This is a genomic window from Nonomuraea sp. NPDC059007 (genome assembly GCF_042740555.1).
In the GTDB taxonomy this organism is placed as follows: Bacteria; Actinomycetota; Actinomycetes; order Streptosporangiales; family Streptosporangiaceae; genus Nonomuraea.
In genome coordinates this window covers 49,386-68,142 of sequence record NZ_JBHYJD010000024.1, presented here as the reverse complement: position 1 = coordinate 68,142, position 18,757 = coordinate 49,386, and the positions used below count along the sequence as shown (strand labels likewise).

Sequence of the window (18,757 nt, the reverse complement as noted above, 5' to 3'; positions counted from 1 at the left end):
CGGGGTCCTCGCCCCGTTCGCAGGTGTCGCGACGGCAGGAGTCTCCTGGCTCCCGGATCGATGCTCACCCCGGCCTTCCCGCCCATCGCTGGACAGTGGCCTGTGGTGGGGTTCGCTTCCCGGTCACAGTGGCGGGACCGCGCCGGTTTCTCACCGGCTTCCTCCCATTGCCGTCGCCTAAGGGTGAGCCTACTGGCGTTACCATCCTCATCGTGTCCATAGCCGACTTTTCCGGACGTCTCCGCCCAGATGCCTGTCCGGGAGCGCTACAGACGCACGCCGCCGCGGACGGCCCGCTGGCCAGGATCCGCCTGCCCGGCGGTGCCATCACCCCAGCTCAGCTCCGTGAACTGGCCGCCTTCTGCACGAGCGGGATCGAGCTGACCTCGCGCGCCAACGTCCAGGTGCGCGCAGTGGAATCTCCGGCGATCTTCGCCGATCGGATGGCCGCGGTGGGCCTGCTGCCCTCGCCGACGCACGAGCGGGTGCGCAACATCGTCGCCTCGCCGCTCGGCGGGCGGCTGACCGGCTTCGCCACCCACCCCCTCGTCGAGGCCCTGGACCGCGCCCTGTGCGCCGACCCCGCCCTGGCCGAGCTGCCGGGCCGCTTCCTGTTCGCCCTGGACGACGGCGGCGGTGACGTCACCTCGCTGGGCGCCGACGTCACCCTGGTCGAGGACGGCATCCTGCTGGCCGGTACGCCCTTCGCGATCCCCGGCGCCGGGGTGGACACCCTCCTGGCCGCCGCGCGAGCCTTCCTGGCCGAGCGCGCGGACAGCGGCGCCTGGCGCATCGCCGAACTCCCCGACGGGCCCGCCCGCATCGCCACCCACCTCACCGCCACCCACCTCACCGCAGCGCGCCTCACCGCCACGCGCCTCACCGCCACGCGCGTCCAGGCCGGCACCGCCGCGAGCGCGTCCCCGGTGCGGGCGCGCGGGGCCGGGGTGATCGCGCTGCCGGACGGCCGGGTGGCGGTCGAGGCCGTGGTCCCGCTCGGGCGGCTCACCGCGGCCCAGGCGCGCCTGCTCGCCACCCTCGATGTCCCGGTACGGCTCACGCCGTGGCGTACCGTCGTGCTCCTCGACCTCGCCGAAGCGCCCGACCTGACCGGATCCGGCCTGGTCACCGACCCGGACTCGCCCTGGACAGGGGTGAGCGCGTGCACCGGCAGCCCCGGCTGCGCCAAGTCCCTGGCCGACGTCCAGCACGACGCCGCCCAGTGGGTGGCCGCCCGTGAGCGCCGCCCGGAACTGCCCGTCCACTGGGCGGGCTGCGAGCGCCGCTGCGGCCTGCCCAAGGGCCGGGTCATCGAGATGGTCGCGACCGGCGACGGATACCAAGAAAGGCAGAAGTGAGCGACTACATACGCGACGGCGCCGAGATCTACCGGCGGTCGTTCGCCACCATCCGCGCCGAGACGGACCTGTCCGGGCTCCCGGCCGACGTGGCCCAGGTGGCGGTGCGGATGATCCACTCGTGCGGGATGACCGACCTGGTCGGCGACCTCGGCTGGTCGCCGAACGTGGTCGGGGACGCGCGTACGGCGCTCGGGGCCGGGGCGCCGATCCTGTGCGACGCCATGATGGTGGCCTCCGGCGTGACCAGGAGCAGGCTGCCCGCCGGCAACGAGGTGATCTGCACCCTCGGCGCGCCCGGCGTGGCCGAGCTGGCCGAGAAGCTGGGCACCACGCGCAGCGCGGCGGCGCTGGAGTACTGGCTCGACCGGCTGGACGGTGCCGTCGTGGCGATCGGCAACGCGCCCACGGCACTGTTCCGGCTGCTGGAGATCGTCGCGGAGGGCGGGCCGAGACCGGCGGCGGTGCTGGGGATTCCCGTGGGGTTCATCGGCGCGGCCGAGTCCAAGCAGGCGCTGGCCGAGAGCGGGCTCGAGCACCTCGTGGTGCGCGGCAGGCGCGGCGGCAGCGCGATGACGGCGGCGGCGGTCAACGCCATCGCGAGCGAGGTGGAGTGATGGAACACAACGAGCGCGCGGCGGGCAGGGATCTGGCCGGGGACGGCGAGCGGGTGGCGGGTGCCGGGCGGCTTTTCGGGGTGGGGCTCGGACCCGGGGATCCGGAGCTGATCACGGTGAAGGCGGCCAGGCTGATCGGCGAGGCCGACGTCATCGCCTACCACGCCGCCCGGCACGGACGCAGCATCGCCCGCTCGATCGCCCTGCCGTACCTGCGGGAAGGGCAGATCGAAGAGCTGCTGCTCTACCCGCTGACCACGGAGACCACCGACCATCCGGGCGGCTACCAGGGCGCGCTGGACGACTTCTACGTCGAGTGCGCCGCCAGGCTCGCCGCACATCTCGACGCGGGGCGTACGGTCGTGGTGCTGAGCGAGGGCGACCCGCTCTTCTACGGCTCCTACATGCACATGCACAAGCGCCTGGCCCACCGCTACCCGACCGAGGTGGTGCCGGGCGTCACCTCGATCAGCGGGGCGTCGGCGGTGCTCGGCCGTCCGCTGGTCGAGCGGGACGAGACGCTGACCGTGCTGCCCGGCACCCTGCCCGGCGAGGTGCTGGCCGAGAAGCTGCGCGCCACCGACTCGGCGGCGGTGCTGAAGCTGGGCCGTACCTTCGAGAAGGTACGCGACGCGCTGGCCGAGGCAGGACGGCTGGACGACGCCTGGTACGTGGAACGCGCCACCATGGACGCCCAGCGGGTCGCGCCGCTGAAGGACGTGGATCCCGAGGGCGTGCCGTACTTCTCGCTGGCGCTGCTGCCGAGCCCGGCCGAGTACACGTTCGTGCCGGAGAAGCCGGCCGGGCAGGGGCCGGGCGAGGTCGTCGTGGTCGGGCTCGGGCCCGCCGGGCGGCCGTGGCTCACGCCGGAGGCGCAGGAGGCGCTGGCCGCCGCCACCGACCTGGTCGGCTACGGCCCCTACGTGGACCGCGTCCAGCCGAACCCGCGCCAGCGCCGCCACCGCACCGACAACCGGGTCGAGGCCGAGCGGGCCAGGCACGCGCTGGAGATGGCGCGCGACGGCGCCCGGGTGGCGGTCGTCTCCTCCGGCGACCCTGGCGTGTTCGCGATGGCCAGCGCGGTGCTGGAGGCGGCCTCCGACTTCCCGGACGTGCCGGTGCGGGTGGTGCCGGGACTGACCGCAGCGCAGGCCGTGGCCGGGCGGGTGGGGGCGCCGCTGGGGCACGACTACTGCGTACTGTCCCTGTCGGACCTGCTCAAGCCGTGGGAGGTCGTGGCCGACCGGCTGCGCGCCGCGGCGCGGGCCGATCTGGTGCTGGCGTTGTACAACCCGGCCTCGCGCAGCCGTACCTGGCAGGTGGGCGCCGCGCGTGACCTGCTGCTGGAGCACCGCGCGCCCGGCACTCCGGTGGTGATCGGCCGTGACGTCGGCGGGCCGCGGGAGTCGATCACCGTCACCACGCTGGCCGCCCTCGACCCGGCCGACGTGGACATGCGCTGTCTGCTGATCATCGGCTCCTCGACCACCCGGGTGAGCGAGAGCGGCGCCGTCTACACCCCGCGCCGCTACCCGGTCTGAACCCAGGCCGCCGCCGCGCCCGCACTCTCCACCAGCCGCACCCCCGCGGGCGGCGGCGGCCGATCCACCATGATCACCGGGAGTCCGGTCTCCCGGGCCGCGACCAGCTTCGCGCTCGTCATGGCGCCGCCGCTGTCCTTGGTGACCAGCACGTCGAGACGGTACCCGCCGATGAGCGCGCGCTCACCCTCCACGGTGTACGGCCCGCGATCCAGCACCACGTGCGCGTTCGCGGGCACCGGCGGCTCGGGCGGATCCACCGACCTGGCCAGGAACCACATCGAGGTGAGCCCCGCGAACACCGGCAGACTCCGCCGCCCCGTCGTCAGGAACACCCGCCCGCCGGGAAACGCACGGCCCAGCTCCTCGGCCGCCGCGGCCAGGGAGGGCACCCGGCGCCACCGGTCGCCCGGCCCCTCGCGCCAGCCGGGACGGCGCAACACCAGCAACGGCACCCCGGCCAGGGCGGCGGCCTCGGCGGCCGAGGCGCTCATCCGCTCGGCGAACGGGTGAGTGGCATCAACGAGCCTCTCGATCTTCTCGGCCACGATCCACCGAGCCAGCCCCTCAGCCCCTCCGAACCCGCCCTCGCGCACCTCACCCACCGGCAATCGCGGATTGGTGACCCGCCCGGCCAGCGACGACACCACCCGCATGCCGGAGGGCACCAGCTCGGCGGCCAACGCCCTGGCCTCGGCCGTACCCCCGAGGATCAGCACCCCACCCCCGCGCGAACCCGCGACGGGACGCGAAGGCAGACCCATGGACAGACCCGCAGACGGGTCCACGGACGGGTCCACGGACGGACCCGTGGACGGACCCGCGGGTGGTTCCGTGGACGGATCCGCAGGCGGACGCTCGGGCGGACTTGTGGGCGGGCGCTCGGCCAGACCTGCGGGCGGTTCCACGGGCGGATCTGTGGGCGGGGTCATGGGCGGGCTCGGGTGGCGCTGTACAGGTGACTGTCGGGGAACTCCGAGGCCGACAGCACGCGGCCCACCACGATCACCGCCGTGCGCTTCACCCCGGCCTCGTGCACCCGGGCGGCGATGTCGGACAGGGTTCCGCGCAGGATCAGCTCGTCGTCCCTGCTGGCCCGCGCCACCACGGCCACCGGGCACCCGGCGCCGTAGGACGGCAGCAGTTCCTCGACCACCTGGTCGATGCGCTGCACGGCCAGGTGCAGCACCATCGTGGCGCCGCTCGCCCCCAGCGTGGCCAGGTCCTCGCCCGGCGGCATCGGCGTGGCGCGCCCGGACACGCGGGTCAGCACCACGGTCTGCCCGACGCCCGGCACGGTCAGCTCCCTGCCCAGCGACGCCGCGGCGGCGGCGAACGCGGGCACCCCCGGCACCACCTCGTACGGCACGCCGATCGCGTCGAGCCGCCTCATCTGCTCGGCCACGGCGCTGAACACCGACGGGTCACCCGAGTGCAGCCTGGCCACGTCGTGCCCGGCGGCGTGCGCGGCCGCGAACTCGGCGACGATCTGGTCGAGCGTCAGGTTCGCGGTGTCCACCAGCCGGGCCCCGGCCGGGCAGGACTCCAGCAGTTCCCGCGGCACCAGCGACCCGGCGTAGAGGCACACCGGCGCCCGCTCGAGCACCCGCAGCCCGCGAACGGTGACCAGATCGGCCGCCCCCGGCCCGGCTCCGATGAAATACACGGTCACGACGCATCCTCCTCGGGTTTCACGACCGACCACACGGTCACCGGCATCATCGGCCGCCACGCGGTGAACCCGCCCACGGGTCCGGCCCGTTGCACCGACAGCCGCACCAGGTCGCCGCCGCGTTCCGCCTGCCAGCGGACGGCGAGGGCCTCCGACTCCAGCGTGACCGCGTTCGCCACCAGCCGTCCGCCGGGGCGCAGCGCGGACCAGCACGTCTCCAGCATCCCGGGCGCCGTGAGCCCGCCGCCGACGAAGATCGCGTCCGGCTCGGGCAGCCCGGACAACCCGTCGGGCGCGCGGGCCTCGACGATCTCCAGGCCGGGTACGCCCAGAATCTCGGCGTTCCTGCGGATGGCGGCGGCTCTGGCGGGGTGGCTTTCGACGGCGCTGGCCGTACAGGAGGGGTGGGCGCGCATCCATTCGATGGCGATGCTGCCCGCTCCGGCGCCGACGTCCCAGAGGTGCTCGCCCGGCAGCGGGGCCAGCCGCGACAGGGTGACCGCGCGGACCTCGCGCTTGGTGAGCTGCCCGTCGTGCTCGAACGCGGTGTCGGGCAGGCCGGGTACGCGGGCCAGCGGCTCCAGGCCGGGATCGGGGCGGCAGGTGACGGCGATGACGTTCAGGGCGGAGCCGGGTTCGCCGGCCCAGGTGGCGGCGGTGCCGTTCAGGCGGGTCTCGGTGGTGGAGCCGAGGTCGGACAGGACCGTGAGCGTGCTGCGGCCGTAGCCGCGCGCGGTGAGCAGGGCGGCGACGTCGGTGGGGGAGGTGCGTCCCGACCCGAGCACGGCCAGGCGCCGCCCCGGCGCGAACGCGGCGTTGAGCGCGGCCACGGGCCGGCCCACCAGGCTGATCACCTCGACGCCCTCGACCGGCCAGCCGAGCCGCGCGCACGCCAGCGACAACGAGGAGACGTGGGGGAGCACCGTGAGGCGTCCGGCGCCGAGCAGCCTGACCAGGGTCGAGCCGATCCCGAAGAACATCGGATCGCCGCTGGCCAGCACGCAGACCACGCGGTCGCGGTACGACTCGACGAGGCCGCCGAGCGCGGGCAGCAGCGGCGAGGGCCAGGTGACGCGCTCGGCCCCGGACGGCGGCAGGGTGCCGAGCTGCCGGGCGCTTCCCATGATCACTTCGGCTCGTTCGAGTGCGGCCCGCGAGCCGGGCGCCAGCCCCGCCCAGCCGTCCGCGCCGATGCCGACGACGGTGATCACACGTTGCCCAGGACGCGGGTGACGTGGATCTCGATGACCACGCGGGCCGGGTTGGCGCGCGGCGGCTTGTAGCGGGCGGTGTAGCGCCGCTCGGCTTCGGCGACCTGCTCGGGTTCGTCCCTGAGTACGGCCCGGCCTTCGAGCGTCGACCAGCGCCGCCCGTCCACCTGGCAGACGGCGACCCGGGCTCCCCGGGCGGCGTACCTGGCCTTCTGCGACGTCCCGGAGGTGATCACCCGGGCTATGCCTTCGGCGAGGTCGAGCGTGACCCCGACCGGGACCACGTGCGGGGTGTCGTCGGGCCGGACCGTGGTGAGCGTACAGAGGTGACGTTCTTCCCAGAATGCTGCAAAGCCGTCACCTTGCTCGAACAGGTTCACACGTCTCCTTCTGGCCGACCGGGGATATCGTAATCGCGCCCGACATCTCCTCCGAAGGCAGACTCTCTCCGGTGAAACGCATCCTCATCATCGGCATCGGCGCCGGTGACCCCGACCACCTCACGCTCCAGGGCGTCAAGGCCATCGCCGCGGCGCAGGTCTTCTTCGTCCTGGACAAGGGCGCGGCCAAGCACGACCTGGTCGATCTCCGGCAGCGGATGATCGAGGAGCATGGGCGGCAGCCGTACCGGATCGTGGAGGCGGAGGATCCGGAGCGGGACCGCACCACGCCCGCCTACACCGGCGCGGTCGAGGACTGGCGCTCGCGCCGGGCGGCCATCTACGAGCGGCTGATCGCCGAGGAACTGTCCGACGGGCAGACCGGGGCCTTCCTGGTGTGGGGCGATCCTGGCCTGTACGACAGCACGCTGGCCATCGTCGAGGAGATCCTCGCGGCGGGCCGGGTGGCCTTCGAGTACGCGGTGGTGCCCGGCATCACCAGCGTCTCCGCGCTGACCGCCACCCACCGCGCCAGCCTCACCCGCGTGGGACGTCCGGTCCAGATCACCACCGGCCGCCGCCTGGCGGCGGAGGGGCCGCCGGCCGACGACGTCCTGGTCATGCTCGACGCGCACTGCTCCTTCGGCGATCTGGGGGCGGACTGGCACATCTACTGGGGCGCCTACCTGGGCACGCCGGACGAGATCCGGGTCGAGGGGCCGGTGCCCGAGGTCGCCGGCGAGATCCGGCGGCTGCGCGCGGAGGCTCGCGAGAGCAAGGGCTGGATCATGGACACCTACCTGCTCCGCAGGTTGTAGCGCAGGACCGGCACGGCCGCGATCGCGAGCAGGAGGCCGCGCGGGGGAGGCGCCGCGCGGGCTGGCCTGGCGGGAGTTCGAGGGGTTTCACCGCTCGGCCCGTACGGCGCCCCCGAGCCCGCGGAGAGGTCGGAGCCCGCGCTGGCGGTGGCCGCGGTGATCCTGGCCTTCTTCGAGGCGGACGCGTCAACCATTGGGAGCGCTCCCGAAATCGCCTATGGTGGCGGCTGACCGATCTTTGTCGAGAAGGTGAGGCCTTCCGTGTTAAGGATCTGCGTGACCGTCGCCCTCGCGCTGGCGAGCGCCGGCTTCGGAGCAAGTTCCGCCTCGGCGTCCGCCGCCCCCGTCTACTACCTCGACAGCGCCGCGGTCGACGACTCCGGCGCCGGCACCTCGCCCGCCACGGCCTGGAAGACCCTGGCCAAGGCCTCCGCGGCCGACCTGCCCGCGGGCGCCAGGCTGCTGCTGCGCCGCGGCGGCTCCTGGACGGGCCAGCTGGCCGTCACCGAGTCGGGCACCGCCGCCGCCCCCATCGTGATCGACGCCTACGGCACCGGCGCCAGGCCCGTCGTGAAGGGCGACGGCGAGGCCTGCGTGGATCTCGCCGGCAACCACCTGGAGGTCTACAACCTCCAGGTGGGCGTGGACGGCGACGAAGGCCGCTGCGCCTGGGCGGGCGTCAAGGTGCGCGGCGATGACAACGTGGTCGAGCGCAACTACATCACCGGCGCCGCCGCGGGCGTCTTCATCGAAGAGGGTACGAAGTACGCGGCGGTGACCGCCAACGAGTTCGTCAACAACAACCACATGAGCAAGAACACACCGGTGCCGGACAACGACGACTCCGGCGCGTTCGCGATCCTCGTGCACGGCGACGACTCCAACATCGGCTGGAACACGATGAAGGGCTCGATCGCCCCCAGCCACGACTACGTGTGGGACGGCGCCGCGGTCGAGATCTTCTACGGCTCCCGCAACCGCGTCCACCACAACATCTCGGTCGACAACGACACCTTCACCGAACTCGGCACCTACAGCGACGACAAGGACGGCGTCTCCACCGGCAACGTCTTCGAGTACAACGCCATCTACGGCGCCAAGGGCCGCGGCGGCCTGGTCACCCGCGGACCCGTCCACGAGGACGGCCGCCCCGAGCCCAACGGCCCGGTCTTCGCCACCGCCTTCGACAACAACTCCATCCACCTGACCAACCCGGCGGCCGAGGGCGTGGTCTGCGACGCCGGCTGCACCAACCGGCACCTGTCGATGTCGCAGAACATCGTTCACGCGGCCAAGAAGAGCGCGTACTCCGAGTCCGGCTTCACCGACAACCACCGCAACGTCTTCTTCGGCGGCCAGTACCAGATGCCGCACAGCCCGGACAGCAAGTACGCCGACCCGCGCTTCGACCCCGCCCATCCGCTGCGCCTGCGCGCCGGCAGCCCGGCCATCGGCCTGGGCGCCACCAAGTTCGACGACCTCGACCTGGCCGGAGCCGCCGTGGGCAAGGACGGCGCCATCGAGGCCGGCGCCTACGAGTACTGAGCCACGGGATCACCCGAACGCGGTCTCGCCGGCCGGCTCGCGAGCCACCCCAGCGAGACCGCGCCGCCCGCCAGCACGACGGCGGCCACCACCAGGTAGGCGGCGCCGGTGCCGCTCGCCGCTGCGACCGTTCCCATGACCGCCACGCCGACGGCGCTGCCCAGCTCGCGGGCGGCGCTGTTGAGCCCCGAGCCGAGCCCGGCCCGCTCGGACGGCAGCGCCGCCATGATCTCGTGGGAGAGCACGGGCAGGCACAACCCCATGGCCGCGCCCATCACCACGAGCCCCGCCGCATAGACCGGGTACGGCATCGCCGCGTCGGCGAACGACAGCAGGACCAGCCCGGCCACGTTCCCGGCCAGCCCGGCGGCCACCGCGGGCAGCCGGGGCAGGCGGCCCGACATCCGCGAGAGCACGATCATCGGGACCGTCATCGGCAGGATCGCCAGCCCGGTCAGCAAGGGGGAGAAACCCTTGATCTCCTGGAGATAGCGGGCGTTGACGAAGAACAGGGCGAACATCCCGAAGAACGTCACCGCCACGCCCAGGGTGCCCGCGCGCAGCCCGGCCGCGCGAAACAGCCTCGGGTCGAGGAGCGGCTGGGCCGTACGGGTCTGGTGGATGGTGAACCAGGCGAGCAGCAGCAGCGCGCCGGCGAGGGCGGCGAGCACCCCCGGGCTGGTCCAGCCCGCCTCGGGGCCCTCGATGATGCCGCCGATGAGCGCGACGGAGGCGGCGGTCAGCAGCGCCGCGCCCAGCAGGTCGAGTGCGGCTTCGTGCCGGGTCACGCGGGGCGCCAGACGGGCGGCGAGCACCGCGAGGACCGCGGCGACCGGCACCATCACCGCGAAGAGCGCCTGCCAGGGCAGAAACTGCATGATCAGCCCGCCGCCGACGTTGCCGGCCACTCCGGCGACGCCGGTGGCGGCGGTCCAGACGGCGACGGCGTGACCGCGTCGTTCCGGCGGGTAGGCGTGGACGGACAGGGCGAGCGAGGCGGGCATGATCATCGCGGCGCCCGCACCGCTGAGCGCGCGGGCGGCGATCAGGACGGCCACGTTCGGGGCGAGCGCGGCGGCCAGGCAACCGGCCGCGAACACGCCGAGCCCGGTCAGCAGCACGCCCTTGCGGCCGAAGCGGTCTCCCGCCGCGCCTGCGGGGATGAGCAGGCAGGCGAAGACCAGGACGTAGGAGTCGACGATCCAGACGAGCTGTGCCGGCGACGGGTGCAGGCCGCTCGCGGCGAGCGTGGGCAGGGCGAGGTTGACGGCGGCGACCAGGGCGATCGCCGCGACCACGGCGGCCGACATGACGGCGAGAACCGGGCCGGGCCTGGTGACGGGCATGGATGTCCCCTTGGCATGAGGTGGATGGATTCCGCGGACTCACCGTAGGGTGGAGTCCGGCTTAACCTCAAATGCAACTTTGGCAGGTGATATATGCGTCAAACGCAACCGAGTCTCGACCTGCTGATCGCGCTCGACGTGCTGCTCGACGAGGGCAGCGTCTCCGGGGCCGCGCGGCGGCTGCACCTGTCCGAGCCGGCGATGAGCAGGACGCTCGGCCGGATCCGGGTGGCGATGGGCGATCCGATCCTGGTCAGGTCGGGTCAGCGGATGGTGCCGACGCCGCGGGCGCTGGCCGTGCGGGCGGAGGTGCGCGCGGTCGTGGAGGCGGCGCGGCGGGTGTTCACGCCGCCGGGCGAGCCGGATCCGGCGACGCTGGTACGCGACTTCGTGGTGCGGGCCTCCGACGCGGTGATCCAGGCCGCGGCCGCGCCCCTGCTGACCGAACTGGCCGTCACGGCGCCGGGGGTACGGCTGCGCTTCATCCCCGAGGGGCCGGGCGACCAGCGTGTGCTGCGCGAGGGCCTGGCCGACCTGGAGGTCACCGTCATCACCGACCCGGAGCCGGAGACCCTGGTCGAGCCGCTGGTCCGCGACCGTCCCGTGGGGGTGGTGCGGGCCGGGCACCCGCTGCTGGACGGCCCGGTCACACCGGAGCGCTACGCCGCCGCCGAGCACGTCATCGCCTCGCGCAGGGGGCGTACCCGCGGCCCGATCGACGACGCGCTGGCCGCCGTGGGTCTCTCCCGCCGGGTGCGGGGGACGGTCCCGACGTTCATCGCCTCCCTTCTCCTGACGCGGGAGACCGACCTGGTCGGCATGGCGGGCGAGTGGCAGGTCAGGTCGGCGGTGGAACTCCTGGGCCTGGTGACCTTCCCGATCCCGGTGGACCTGCCCCCGATCGAGCTCTCGCAGGCCTGGCATCCCCGCCACGACGCCGACCCGGCGCACGCCTGGCTGCGCGCCCGCATGCGGGCCGTCTTCAGCCCTCCTGGCTGATCCACGCGGGGTCGGCGGCGAGCTTCTCCGCGATGCGGTCGTGGAAGCTCCGGCGCTCCAGCGCCCGCTCGATGTCCAGGACCACCTGCCCGAGCGGGTAGGGGATCTCGGACTCGAGCTCGGCCAGGGCGCTCTCGGTGGCGCGCCACTCGGCCATCAGCCGGTCGATCATGCCGGTGGCGCGTTCGGTCAGCATGACCTGCTTGCTGCGGGCGTCGGCGCCGGTGACGGTCTCGACCAGCCCCGCCCGCCGCATGGCGGCGACCTTCTGGCTGAGCGCCGAGTGCGTGCGCCGCACGGCCTCGGCCAGTTCCTTGATGGTCATCGGCCCCCGCAGATGCAGCTTGATCAGCTCCATCACGTAGCTGGGCTTGAGCCCGTCGATGCGCGCCTCGGTGTAGAGGCGGGCGATGTCCTCGTCCATGCGGGCCTGGAGGAGACGGAGGGCCCGCCAATGGCTGATCTCGGTGGGGTCCTGGGTCACGGGGCCACATTATTGGCCAGCGTCTCGGCCACCCGGAGAAAAGCCTCGCGGTCGCCGGGGGACAGGGCCGCGAGCAGGTGTTCCTCGCCCTCCTGGATGTCGGCCCGCGCCGCCCGCCGCCGGCGCCGGCCCTCGTCGGTGATCGCCAGGAGCCGGGCCCTGCGGTCGCCGGGATCCGGCTCACGGGTGATCAGCCCGGCCTCCTGGAGCCGGTCGAGGGTCCCGATGATGCGCGTCTTGTCCGCGCCGACCGCCTCCGCGAGCGCGGCCTGGGTACGCACCGGCCCGTCGTCCAGCGCGCTGAGCACCACATAGGCCCACATGGAGATCCCATGCGGCTCCAGCACCCGGATCTCCGCGGCGATCAGGGCCTTCACCAGCGGATGGAGCATCGCGGCGAGGTCGCGGCGTTCGGTCACCCCGCCACGATATCGATTGACTTACGATAAGCCCATGCAGATGATAGGCACATGCTTATCGAAATGGACGCCCGCGCCGTCCGGACGGGCGTCGCGCTCGTGGACCAGGTACGCGCGGCCGACCTCGCCAGGCCGACCCCGTGCGCCGGATGGACCCTGCGAGACCTGCTCACGCACATGACCGCCCAGCACTACGGCTTCGCCGCCGCCTCCAGAGGCGAGGAAGGGCTCGACGGGTGGCGGCTCCGCGACCTGGGCGAGGACCCGGCCGGCGCCTACCGCGCGGCGGCGGGACACGTGCTGGCCGCCTTCGCCGGCGACGTCGTGGCCGAGTTCCCGCTGCCGGAGCTGGGCGTGGTCGTGCCCGCGGAGCGGGCGATCGGCTTCCACTTCATCGACTACGTCGTCCACGCCTGGGACGTGGCCAGGGCGCTGGGCGTGGCCGTGGAGTTCGAGACCGATCTGCTCGACGCCGCGCTCCCCGTGGCCGCGGCCGTACCCGGAGGTCAGGCCCGTACGGCTCCCGGCGCCGCCTTCGCCCCGGAGGTAGCGTGGCCCGGGGGTACACGGCTGGACCGGATCGTCGCGATGCTGGGCCGTTCCCCTGTCTGGCCGGACTAAGGAGAGATCATGAGTGTTCGTCTTGAGTACAGCGACCGCCTGGCGCGGGTCGAGTACGCCTACGCCTCGGTGGCCGACGCCCCGGTGCGCAACATCTGGGTGGCCGGCGCCTGCCCTCTCGACCGCGACGGCGCGACGGTGGCGGTGGGCGACGTGGCCGGGCAGGCCGACCAGGTGATGCGCAACCTGGTGATCTCCCTGGAGGAGGTGGGCGCCAAGCTGACCGACATCACCAAGACCACCGTGTACGTCGCTTCCACCAGGCAGGCCGACCTGGTCGCCGCGTGGAAGGTCTACCGTGAGTACATGGGCGGCCACGAGGCCCCCAGCACCCTGCTCGGCGTGGCCGCGCTCGGCTACGCCGACCAGCTCGTCGAGGTGGAGGCGGTGGCCGTCCTCCCGCTCTAGTCCAGCAGCCGGTCCAGGTAGCGGTCCACGATCGTCTCCACCGCCCGTGGGCTGTAGTGGCCGATCAGAGCCGGGTGCACCAGCCCCTGGGCCATGGCGAACAACGCGCTCGCCTCCTGCTCCGCGTCCAGGTCGGGGCGCAGGGCTCTGATCACGCTCGCGTAGAACCCCAGCACGAACGGCAGGCCGTTGCGCAGCACCTCGGCCAGGTCGTCCACAACGACCGACCTGGCCAGGTACGCCATCCCGATCCGCGCCTCGGTCCGCCGGGCGTCGTCCAGCGGCAGGAGCTCCAGAATTCCGGCCCGCAGGATCTCCCTGGGCGATCCGCTCACCTCGCCGATCCGCTCGGTGATGCGCAGGTGCAGATGGTCCATGGCCAGCAGCAGCATCTCGTCCTTGGTCGTGAAGTAGTGCTGCACCAGGCCCATGCTGACCCCGGCCTCGGCGGCGACCTCGCGCAGGCTGACGCCGTCGATGCCGTGGGCGTCGATGAGCCGGTGCACCGCTTCGGCGATCTGGCGGCGCCGTAGCTCGTGGTCGACGACTTTGGGCATCTTGACTCCTTTACCATGCGACTGCATTGTAAAAAGCATGCGCGTTGTGATCATAGGAGTGGGCACGAGGGGTGACGTAGCCCCCTACACAGGGCTGGGGGCGCGGATCCGCGCGGCGGGCCACGAGGTGGCGATCGCCGCCCACGCACCCTATTCAAGCCTGGTCACCGACGCGGGGCTGGACTTCCGCGCGATACCGGGCGACCCGTCGGCGCTGCTCGGCACCAGGAACTGGGCCGCCTTCGCCGCATACGCCAGGCAGGTGACCGACGGCATCGTGGACGTCGCCACGGCCGGCGCGGACCTGCTGCTCCTCGGCGTCTCCGCGTCCGCCGGGTACCACGTGGCCGAGGCCATGGGCATCCCGAGCATGGGCGTACACCTGCAGCCGGTGGAGCCGACCGGCGACTTCCCGCCGGTCATGGGCGCCTCCCGCCGTTCGCTGGGCAGGTGGGGCAACCGCGCGGCGGCCCGCCTCATGTTCGCCGGGCCCTCACCGGCGCACTCCGGTTCGGCCAAGGAGCTGCGCGCCCGGCTGGGGCTGGCGCCGATGAGCTCGCGGGCGGTCTACCGGCGGCGCGAGTCGAGCCGCTGGCCGGTCTTCCACGGCTACAGCCCGAGCGTCCTGCCCCGCCCGGCGGACTGGCGCCCCGGGCTGGAGGTGCCGGGCTACTGGTGGCCGGCGCCCCGGCCCGCGTGGACGCCGCCGGGCGACCTGGCCGGCTTTCTCGACGCCGGGCCGCCGCCGGTGTTCGTCGGCTCGGGCAGTCATGGCGGCGCCGCGGCCGAGCGCTTCACCGAACTGGCCCTGGCCGCGCTGCGCCTGGCCGGGCTGCGCGGAGTCGTGCAGACCGGCGTGACGGGGCCGCTCGGCGACGACGTGCTCGGTGTGGGAGAAGTGCCGCACGAGTGGCTGTTCCCGCGCATGGCGGCGGTGGTGCACCACGCGGGCGCCGGGACCACCGCGGCCGGGCTGCGGGCGGGGGTTCCCGCGGTGACGATGCCGGTCTGGGGCGACCAGCCGCTCTGGGCGGGGCGGCTGTGGCGGCTGGGGGTGGCCCCGGCTCCGCTCACTGGGCGGATCACCGCCGGACGGCTGGCTTCTGCGGTGGCCGAGGCGGTGCCCGGCCGTACCCGGGCGGAGGAAATCGCGGGCCGGATCGCGGCCGAGGACGGTGCCGCGCCCGTGGTAGAGGCCGTGGAACGCGCTTGCATAACGTCCTTATAAGGACCCCTTTGGGATGGAAAGGCCGGTACAGCAAACGTTAATTTGACAGCACCCCCCGAAAAGGAGTGCATATGTCGAGTCAACGCTCCGCACTCGTCACCGCCACGATCGTGGCTCTCTGCTTAGCGGGCCCGGTTACCGCCGCCCACGCAGATCCCCCGTCCGCCGCCCCCGAGCAGGCACCCCCGGCCATGGTCGACGCCATGGAGCGAGACCTCGGTCTCACCGAACAGCAGGTGCACACCCGCCTCGCCAACGAGCAGCGCGCCGCCGCCGCGGAAGCGAAGCTCTCCACCCAGCTCGGCGCCTCCTACGCCGGCTCCTGGCTGAACGCCGACGCCTCCAAGCTCAACGTCGCCACGACCGACAAGGCCGCCACCGCGTCGATCGAAGCGCAGGGCGCTCAGCCCGTCGTCGTCTCACGTACGCTTGCCCAGCTCACCGCCGTCAAGGACCAGCTTGACGCGGCCGCCGACAAGGGCTCGGGCGCGCTGTGGTACGTCGACGTGACCACCAACACCGTCGCCGTCCAGGCCGCCACGCAGGAAGCCGGGGAGGCCCTCGTGGCCGCCGCGGGCGTGGACAGGACCGCCGTGCAGATCTCGGTCACGACCGAGAACCCCCAGCCGTTCATCGACATCATCGGCGGCGCCCCCTACTACATCGGCTCCAGCCGGTGCAGCGTGGGCTTCTCCGTCACCCAGGGCACGACCCCCGGCTTCGTGACCGCCGGTCACTGCGGCCGCGTCGGTTCGCGCACCACCAACCCGACGGGCACGTTCCGCGGCTCGTCCTTCCCCGGCAACGACTACGCGTGGGTCGCGGCTCCCGGCAACACGGTCCGTCCGTGGGTGCGCGGCTCCGGTGGCCAGAACGTCATCGTCCGCGGCTCGACCCAGGCCTCCGTCGGAGCCTCGATCTGCCGCTCCGGTTCCACCACCGGTTGGCGCTGCGGCACCATCCAGCAGCACAACGCCACGGTGCGCTACCCACAGGGCACCGTCAACGGCCTGACCCGCACCAGCGCGTGCGCGCAGCCCGGTGACTCCGGTGGCTCGTTCATCTCCGGCAGCCAGGCCCAGGGCGTCACCTCCGGCGGTTCTGGCAACTGCTCCAGCGGAGGAACGACCTATCACCAGCCGGTCAACGAGATCCTCGGGGCCTACAGCTTGAGGCTCGTAGTCGGCTGAACCCAGACCCGGGTGGATTCCCCCGCCTGACCCGGGTCCCACGGCGTGCCCGGCGCGATTCGCGCCGGGCACGCTCATGTCCGGGCCGCGTGCCTCGCGAACTCCCACGGGTCGTGCGCGGAGATCACCTCCACGCCGTGCTGGTGCCGCAGTACGCGCAGCCGTTCCCGGTTGGCCAGGCGCAGGTCGGCGTCCACCTGCGAGGAGTTCTGCAGGATGTCCATGAGCGGGTGGACCTCGGGCTCCTTCTCATCCAGCTCGCGGTGGTAGAAGTAGGCGTCGCCGGCGTGCAGCAGCCAGCCGGTGCCGTTCCGCACCGCGACCCCCGCGTGCCCGCGCGTGTGCCCGCCCAGCGGGACCAGCAGAAACTCGGGCGGCAGCCCGGTCAGGGGCACGGCCCCCGCCATGCCGTACCAGCTCTCTCCGGAGGGGTGGTAGGTCTCCCAGAGCGGGCCGTGCGCCCAGTGGCCGGGCCGGTAGCGGCGGCTGGGCGCCTCGGCAAGCGCCGCCTCCAGTTCGGCCGCCATCACGTGGACCCGTGCCCGCGGGAAGTCGGGCAGGCCGCCGCTGTGGTCCACGTCCAGGTGGGTGAGCACGATGTGCCGCACGTCGGCCGGGTCGTACCCCAGCGCGGCGACCTGCCGCACGGCCGTCTCCGCCGGTCGAAGGGCGGGCTCGACGGCCTGGGTCCATTCGGGGTCGAGCAGTTCGCCGGGACTGGCCACGTCGTCCTGCCCGAGCCCGGCCTCGACCAGCACGAGCCCGGAGACAGGGGTCTCCACCAGCAGGGCGTGGCAGACGGCCGCGGCGGCCGGCAGGGAGTCGTCGGTGGCGTCGATGGTCCGCATGGAAGCGAGATTGAGGTGATGAACTCTCATGCCGGATAGGCTCCTACTTGAACCGCGCTTCAAGTCAAGGAGTCAGATGGAACTCGACATCGGCGAAGTGGCGCGCCGCTCCGGGCTGGCCCCGTCGGCACTGCGCTTCTACGAGCGCAAGGGCCTCATCTCCGCCGACGGCCGCAACGGCCTGCGCCGCGCCTACCACCCCGGCATCCTCGACCGGCTCGCGCTCATCACCTGCGCCCGCGACGCCGGATTCACGCTCGCCGAGATCGCCCGCTTCCTGAGCGCCCGCCCCGGCGACGAGGCCCTGCGCGCCCACCTCGCCGCCAAGGAGCGCGAGGTGGACGAGCGCGTCGAGCAGCTCACCCGCCTGCGCGACAGCCTGCGCCACGCCGCCGTCTGCGACCACGACCCGCTCGTGGAGTGCCCGGAATTCAAGCAGGCGGTACGGCGCGCCCGCAGGTGAAGATGGGGACATGGACGACACCACGGCCGAAGAGCTCCTGGCCGCCGCGCGCGCCGGTGACGACGACGCCTTCGGCAAGCTGGTCGGCCCGCTGCGCGACGAGCTGCGCGCCCACTGCTACCGCATGCTGGGCTCGCTCCACGACGCCGAGGACGCGGTGCAGGAGGCGCTCGACCGGGCCTGGCGGGCCCTGCCCCGCTTCGAGGACCGGGGCGGCGTCCGGCCCTGGCTGTACAAGATCGCCACGAACCGGTCGCTCACGCTGATCGAGCGCCGCGGGCGCCGCGAGCTGCCGACCGATCTGAGCCCGGACGGCGCGCCGCTGGCGGAGAAGGCGTGGCTGGAGCCGTACCCCGACCGGCTGATGACCTGGACCGCCGAGCTCGGGCCCGAGGCCAGGGCGCTGGCCCGCGAGAGCGTGGAACTGGCGTTCGTGGCGGCCCTGCAGCACCTGTCGCCCCTGCAGCGGGCGGTGCTCCTGCTGCGCGACGTGCTCGGCTACGCCGCGCGCGAGGCCGCCGACCAGCTCGGCACCACGGTCGCGGCGGTCAACAGCGCCCTGCAGCGGGCCAGGAAGGTCCTGGCCGGGCTCCTGCCCGAGACCAGCCAGCGCCAGACGCTCGACACGCTGGGCGAGGCCGCGCAGCGGGAGCTGGCCCAGCGCTACATGGCCGCCTGGGAGGCCCGCGACGTCGCCTCGATCGTGGCCATGCTCACCGACGACGCCAAGTACTCCATGCCGCCGCTGACCGTCTGGTACCAGGGTCACGCCGGCATCCGCGGCTTCCTGGAGGACGGCCCGCTGACCTACCGCTGGCGCATCCTGCCCGCCCACGCCAACGGCCAGATCACCTTCGCCACCTACATGTGGGACACCGGACGCGACGCCTACGTCCCCACCGGCCTCGACCTGCTCCGCCTGCGCGGCGCGCGGATCGCCGAGGTCGTCTCCTTCCTTAAGGCCGACTTCTCCGAGTACGGCCTGCCGACCTCGCTGCCCCGCGATGAGTTCTCGCCACCACCCGGGTTGTAGTCCCGAAGGCACCAACCGA

The 18,757-nt window shown here is 73.1% G+C and carries 22 protein-coding genes and 1 riboswitch; of the genes, 12 read left to right on the top strand and 10 right to left on the bottom strand.

Annotated elements, in window-relative coordinates; genetic code table 11:
* Positions 1–15 precede the first annotated feature (15 nt).
* Positions 16–221: riboswitch (cobalamin riboswitch) on the bottom strand.
* The 3 genes from ACFWY5_RS33610 to ACFWY5_RS33600 all read left to right on the top strand — a co-directional run bounded on the left by ACFWY5_RS33610 (position 213) and on the right by ACFWY5_RS33600 (position 3,516).
* The gene (locus ACFWY5_RS33610; RefSeq protein WP_379636660.1) at positions 213–1,358 is read left to right on the top strand and encodes a precorrin-3B synthase; all 1,146 of its coding nucleotides are present in this window, start codon (positions 213–215) and stop codon (positions 1,356–1,358) included. It overlaps the preceding riboswitch by 9 nt.
* A complete protein-coding gene (locus ACFWY5_RS33605; RefSeq protein WP_379611775.1) occupies positions 1,355–1,975 on the top strand; it encodes a precorrin-8X methylmutase in 621 nt (206 codons plus the stop codon). Before ACFWY5_RS33610 ends, ACFWY5_RS33605 begins: the two co-directional genes overlap by 4 nt.
* A complete protein-coding gene (locus ACFWY5_RS33600; RefSeq protein ID WP_379636658.1) occupies positions 1,975–3,516 on the top strand; it encodes a precorrin-2 C(20)-methyltransferase in 1,542 nt (513 codons plus the stop codon). The genes ACFWY5_RS33605 and ACFWY5_RS33600 overlap by 1 nt, the downstream gene beginning before the upstream one ends.
* Here ACFWY5_RS33600 and ACFWY5_RS33595 read toward each other — a convergent pair.
* The 4 genes from ACFWY5_RS33595 to ACFWY5_RS33580 form a co-directional block, all read right to left on the bottom strand.
* Complete coding sequence (locus tag ACFWY5_RS33595; protein WP_379636656.1) at positions 3,504–4,280, bottom strand: cobalt-precorrin-6A reductase; 777 nt, start codon at positions 4,278–4,280, stop codon at positions 3,504–3,506. The genes ACFWY5_RS33600 and ACFWY5_RS33595 overlap by 13 nt on opposite strands.
* A 164-nt stretch (positions 4,281–4,444) precedes the next feature.
* Positions 4,445–5,188, bottom strand: a complete 744-nt coding sequence (gene cobM, locus ACFWY5_RS33590) for a precorrin-4 C(11)-methyltransferase (protein WP_379611772.1) — start codon at positions 5,186–5,188, stop codon at positions 4,445–4,447.
* Positions 5,185–6,399: a precorrin-6y C5,15-methyltransferase (decarboxylating) subunit CbiE gene (gene cbiE, locus ACFWY5_RS33585; RefSeq protein ID WP_379636654.1), complete on the bottom strand. Its 1,215-nt coding sequence runs from the start codon at positions 6,397–6,399 to the stop codon at positions 5,185–5,187. Before cbiE ends, cobM begins: the two co-directional genes overlap by 4 nt.
* Positions 6,396–6,779, bottom strand: a complete 384-nt coding sequence (locus ACFWY5_RS33580; protein ID WP_379636651.1) for a PPOX class F420-dependent oxidoreductase — start codon at positions 6,777–6,779, stop codon at positions 6,396–6,398. Before ACFWY5_RS33580 ends, cbiE begins: the two co-directional genes overlap by 4 nt.
* Before the next feature lie 71 nt (positions 6,780–6,850).
* Here ACFWY5_RS33580 and cobF point away from each other — a divergent pair, with 71 nt between their 5' ends.
* Complete coding sequence (gene cobF, locus ACFWY5_RS33575) at positions 6,851–7,597, top strand: precorrin-6A synthase (deacetylating) (protein WP_379611769.1); 747 nt, start codon at positions 6,851–6,853, stop codon at positions 7,595–7,597.
* Here the strand turns inward: cobF and ACFWY5_RS33570 are convergent.
* Positions 7,576–7,791 carry a hypothetical protein gene (locus ACFWY5_RS33570; RefSeq protein WP_379636649.1) on the bottom strand — a complete coding sequence of 72 codons (216 nt, stop codon included), beginning with the start codon at positions 7,789–7,791 and terminating at the stop codon, positions 7,576–7,578. The genes cobF and ACFWY5_RS33570 overlap by 22 nt on opposite strands.
* Before the next feature lie 82 nt (positions 7,792–7,873).
* On the opposite strand from ACFWY5_RS33570, the gene ACFWY5_RS33565 reads away from it, so the two are divergent.
* Entirely contained in the window at positions 7,874–9,142 is a 1,269-nt protein-coding gene (locus tag ACFWY5_RS33565) for a right-handed parallel beta-helix repeat-containing protein (RefSeq protein WP_379636647.1), read from the top strand.
* Here the strand turns inward: ACFWY5_RS33565 and ACFWY5_RS33560 are convergent.
* A complete protein-coding gene (locus ACFWY5_RS33560) occupies positions 9,130–10,488 on the bottom strand; it encodes an MFS transporter (RefSeq protein ID WP_379636645.1) in 1,359 nt (452 codons plus the stop codon). The genes ACFWY5_RS33565 and ACFWY5_RS33560 overlap by 13 nt on opposite strands.
* Before the next feature lie 93 nt (positions 10,489–10,581).
* On the opposite strand from ACFWY5_RS33560, the gene ACFWY5_RS33555 reads away from it, so the two are divergent.
* Entirely contained in the window at positions 10,582–11,487 is a 906-nt protein-coding gene (locus ACFWY5_RS33555; protein WP_379611766.1) for a LysR family transcriptional regulator, read from the top strand.
* On the opposite strand, the gene ACFWY5_RS33550 is transcribed toward ACFWY5_RS33555, so the two are convergent.
* Complete coding sequence (locus ACFWY5_RS33550; protein ID WP_379611764.1) at positions 11,471–11,971, bottom strand: MarR family winged helix-turn-helix transcriptional regulator; 501 nt, start codon at positions 11,969–11,971, stop codon at positions 11,471–11,473. The two genes, ACFWY5_RS33555 and ACFWY5_RS33550, sit on opposite strands and share 17 nt — an antisense overlap.
* Positions 11,968–12,390 carry a MarR family winged helix-turn-helix transcriptional regulator gene (locus ACFWY5_RS33545; protein ID WP_379611763.1) on the bottom strand — a complete coding sequence of 141 codons (423 nt, stop codon included), beginning with the start codon at positions 12,388–12,390 and terminating at the stop codon, positions 11,968–11,970. Before ACFWY5_RS33545 ends, ACFWY5_RS33550 begins: the two co-directional genes overlap by 4 nt.
* Before the next feature lie 51 nt (positions 12,391–12,441).
* On the opposite strand from ACFWY5_RS33545, the gene ACFWY5_RS33540 reads away from it, so the two are divergent.
* Positions 12,442–13,011 carry a TIGR03086 family metal-binding protein gene (locus tag ACFWY5_RS33540; protein WP_379636643.1) on the top strand — a complete coding sequence of 190 codons (570 nt, stop codon included), beginning with the start codon at positions 12,442–12,444 and terminating at the stop codon, positions 13,009–13,011.
* Positions 13,012–13,020: 9 nt separating this feature from the next.
* The gene (locus tag ACFWY5_RS33535) at positions 13,021–13,419 is read left to right on the top strand and encodes a RidA family protein (RefSeq protein WP_379636641.1); all 399 of its coding nucleotides are present in this window, start codon (positions 13,021–13,023) and stop codon (positions 13,417–13,419) included.
* Here ACFWY5_RS33535 and ACFWY5_RS33530 read toward each other — a convergent pair.
* On the bottom strand, positions 13,416–13,976 hold the full coding sequence (locus ACFWY5_RS33530) for a TetR/AcrR family transcriptional regulator (RefSeq protein ID WP_379636639.1): 561 nt from the start codon (positions 13,974–13,976) through the stop codon (positions 13,416–13,418). The two genes, ACFWY5_RS33535 and ACFWY5_RS33530, sit on opposite strands and share 4 nt — an antisense overlap.
* A gap of 37 nt (positions 13,977–14,013) precedes the next feature.
* On the opposite strand from ACFWY5_RS33530, the gene ACFWY5_RS33525 reads away from it, so the two are divergent.
* The gene (locus ACFWY5_RS33525) at positions 14,014–15,204 is read left to right on the top strand and encodes a glycosyltransferase (RefSeq protein WP_379636637.1); all 1,191 of its coding nucleotides are present in this window, start codon (positions 14,014–14,016) and stop codon (positions 15,202–15,204) included.
* A 71-nt stretch (positions 15,205–15,275) separates the two neighbouring features.
* Positions 15,276–16,394 (top strand): S1 family peptidase, encoded by a 1,119-nt coding sequence (locus ACFWY5_RS33520; protein WP_379611757.1) that lies wholly within the window; start codon positions 15,276–15,278, stop codon positions 16,392–16,394.
* 74 nt (positions 16,395–16,468) lie between these two features.
* Here ACFWY5_RS33520 and ACFWY5_RS33515 read toward each other — a convergent pair whose 3' ends face one another.
* The gene (locus tag ACFWY5_RS33515; RefSeq protein ID WP_379636635.1) at positions 16,469–17,242 is read right to left on the bottom strand and encodes an MBL fold metallo-hydrolase; all 774 of its coding nucleotides are present in this window, start codon (positions 17,240–17,242) and stop codon (positions 16,469–16,471) included.
* Between the two features lie 76 nt (positions 17,243–17,318).
* On the opposite strand from ACFWY5_RS33515, the gene ACFWY5_RS33510 reads away from it, so the two are divergent.
* Entirely contained in the window at positions 17,319–17,705 is a 387-nt protein-coding gene (locus ACFWY5_RS33510) for a MerR family transcriptional regulator (protein WP_379636633.1), read from the top strand.
* Positions 17,706–17,715: 10 nt separating this feature from the next.
* Positions 17,716–18,738: a sigma-70 family RNA polymerase sigma factor gene (locus tag ACFWY5_RS33505; RefSeq protein WP_379636631.1), complete on the top strand. Its 1,023-nt coding sequence runs from the start codon at positions 17,716–17,718 to the stop codon at positions 18,736–18,738.
* Positions 18,739–18,757: the final 19 nt, after the last annotated feature.

Coding starts and splice junctions, on each gene's coding strand:
- ACFWY5_RS33600 (WP_379636658.1), top strand. CDS start 1,975: ATGGAACACAACGAGCGCGCGGCGGGCAGGGATCTGGCCGGGGACGGC.
- ACFWY5_RS33595 (WP_379636656.1), bottom strand. CDS start 4,280: ATGGGTCTGCCTTCGCGTCCCGTCGCGGGTTCGCGCGGGGGTGGGGTG.
- ACFWY5_RS33570 (WP_379636649.1), bottom strand. CDS start 7,791: ATGGTTGACGCGTCCGCCTCGAAGAAGGCCAGGATCACCGCGGCCACC.
- ACFWY5_RS33560 (WP_379636645.1), bottom strand. CDS start 10,488: ATGCCCGTCACCAGGCCCGGCCCGGTTCTCGCCGTCATGTCGGCCGCC.
- ACFWY5_RS33555 (WP_379611766.1), top strand. CDS start 10,582: ATGCGTCAAACGCAACCGAGTCTCGACCTGCTGATCGCGCTCGACGTG.
- ACFWY5_RS33540 (WP_379636643.1), top strand. CDS start 12,442: ATGCTTATCGAAATGGACGCCCGCGCCGTCCGGACGGGCGTCGCGCTC.
- ACFWY5_RS33535 (WP_379636641.1), top strand. CDS start 13,021: ATGAGTGTTCGTCTTGAGTACAGCGACCGCCTGGCGCGGGTCGAGTAC.
- ACFWY5_RS33530 (WP_379636639.1), bottom strand. CDS start 13,976: ATGCCCAAAGTCGTCGACCACGAGCTACGGCGCCGCCAGATCGCCGAA.
- ACFWY5_RS33525 (WP_379636637.1), top strand. CDS start 14,014: ATGCGCGTTGTGATCATAGGAGTGGGCACGAGGGGTGACGTAGCCCCC.
- ACFWY5_RS33520 (WP_379611757.1), top strand. CDS start 15,276: ATGTCGAGTCAACGCTCCGCACTCGTCACCGCCACGATCGTGGCTCTC.
- ACFWY5_RS33515 (WP_379636635.1), bottom strand. CDS start 17,242: ATGCGGACCATCGACGCCACCGACGACTCCCTGCCGGCCGCCGCGGCC.
- ACFWY5_RS33510 (WP_379636633.1), top strand. CDS start 17,319: ATGGAACTCGACATCGGCGAAGTGGCGCGCCGCTCCGGGCTGGCCCCG.
- ACFWY5_RS33505 (WP_379636631.1), top strand. CDS start 17,716: ATGGACGACACCACGGCCGAAGAGCTCCTGGCCGCCGCGCGCGCCGGT.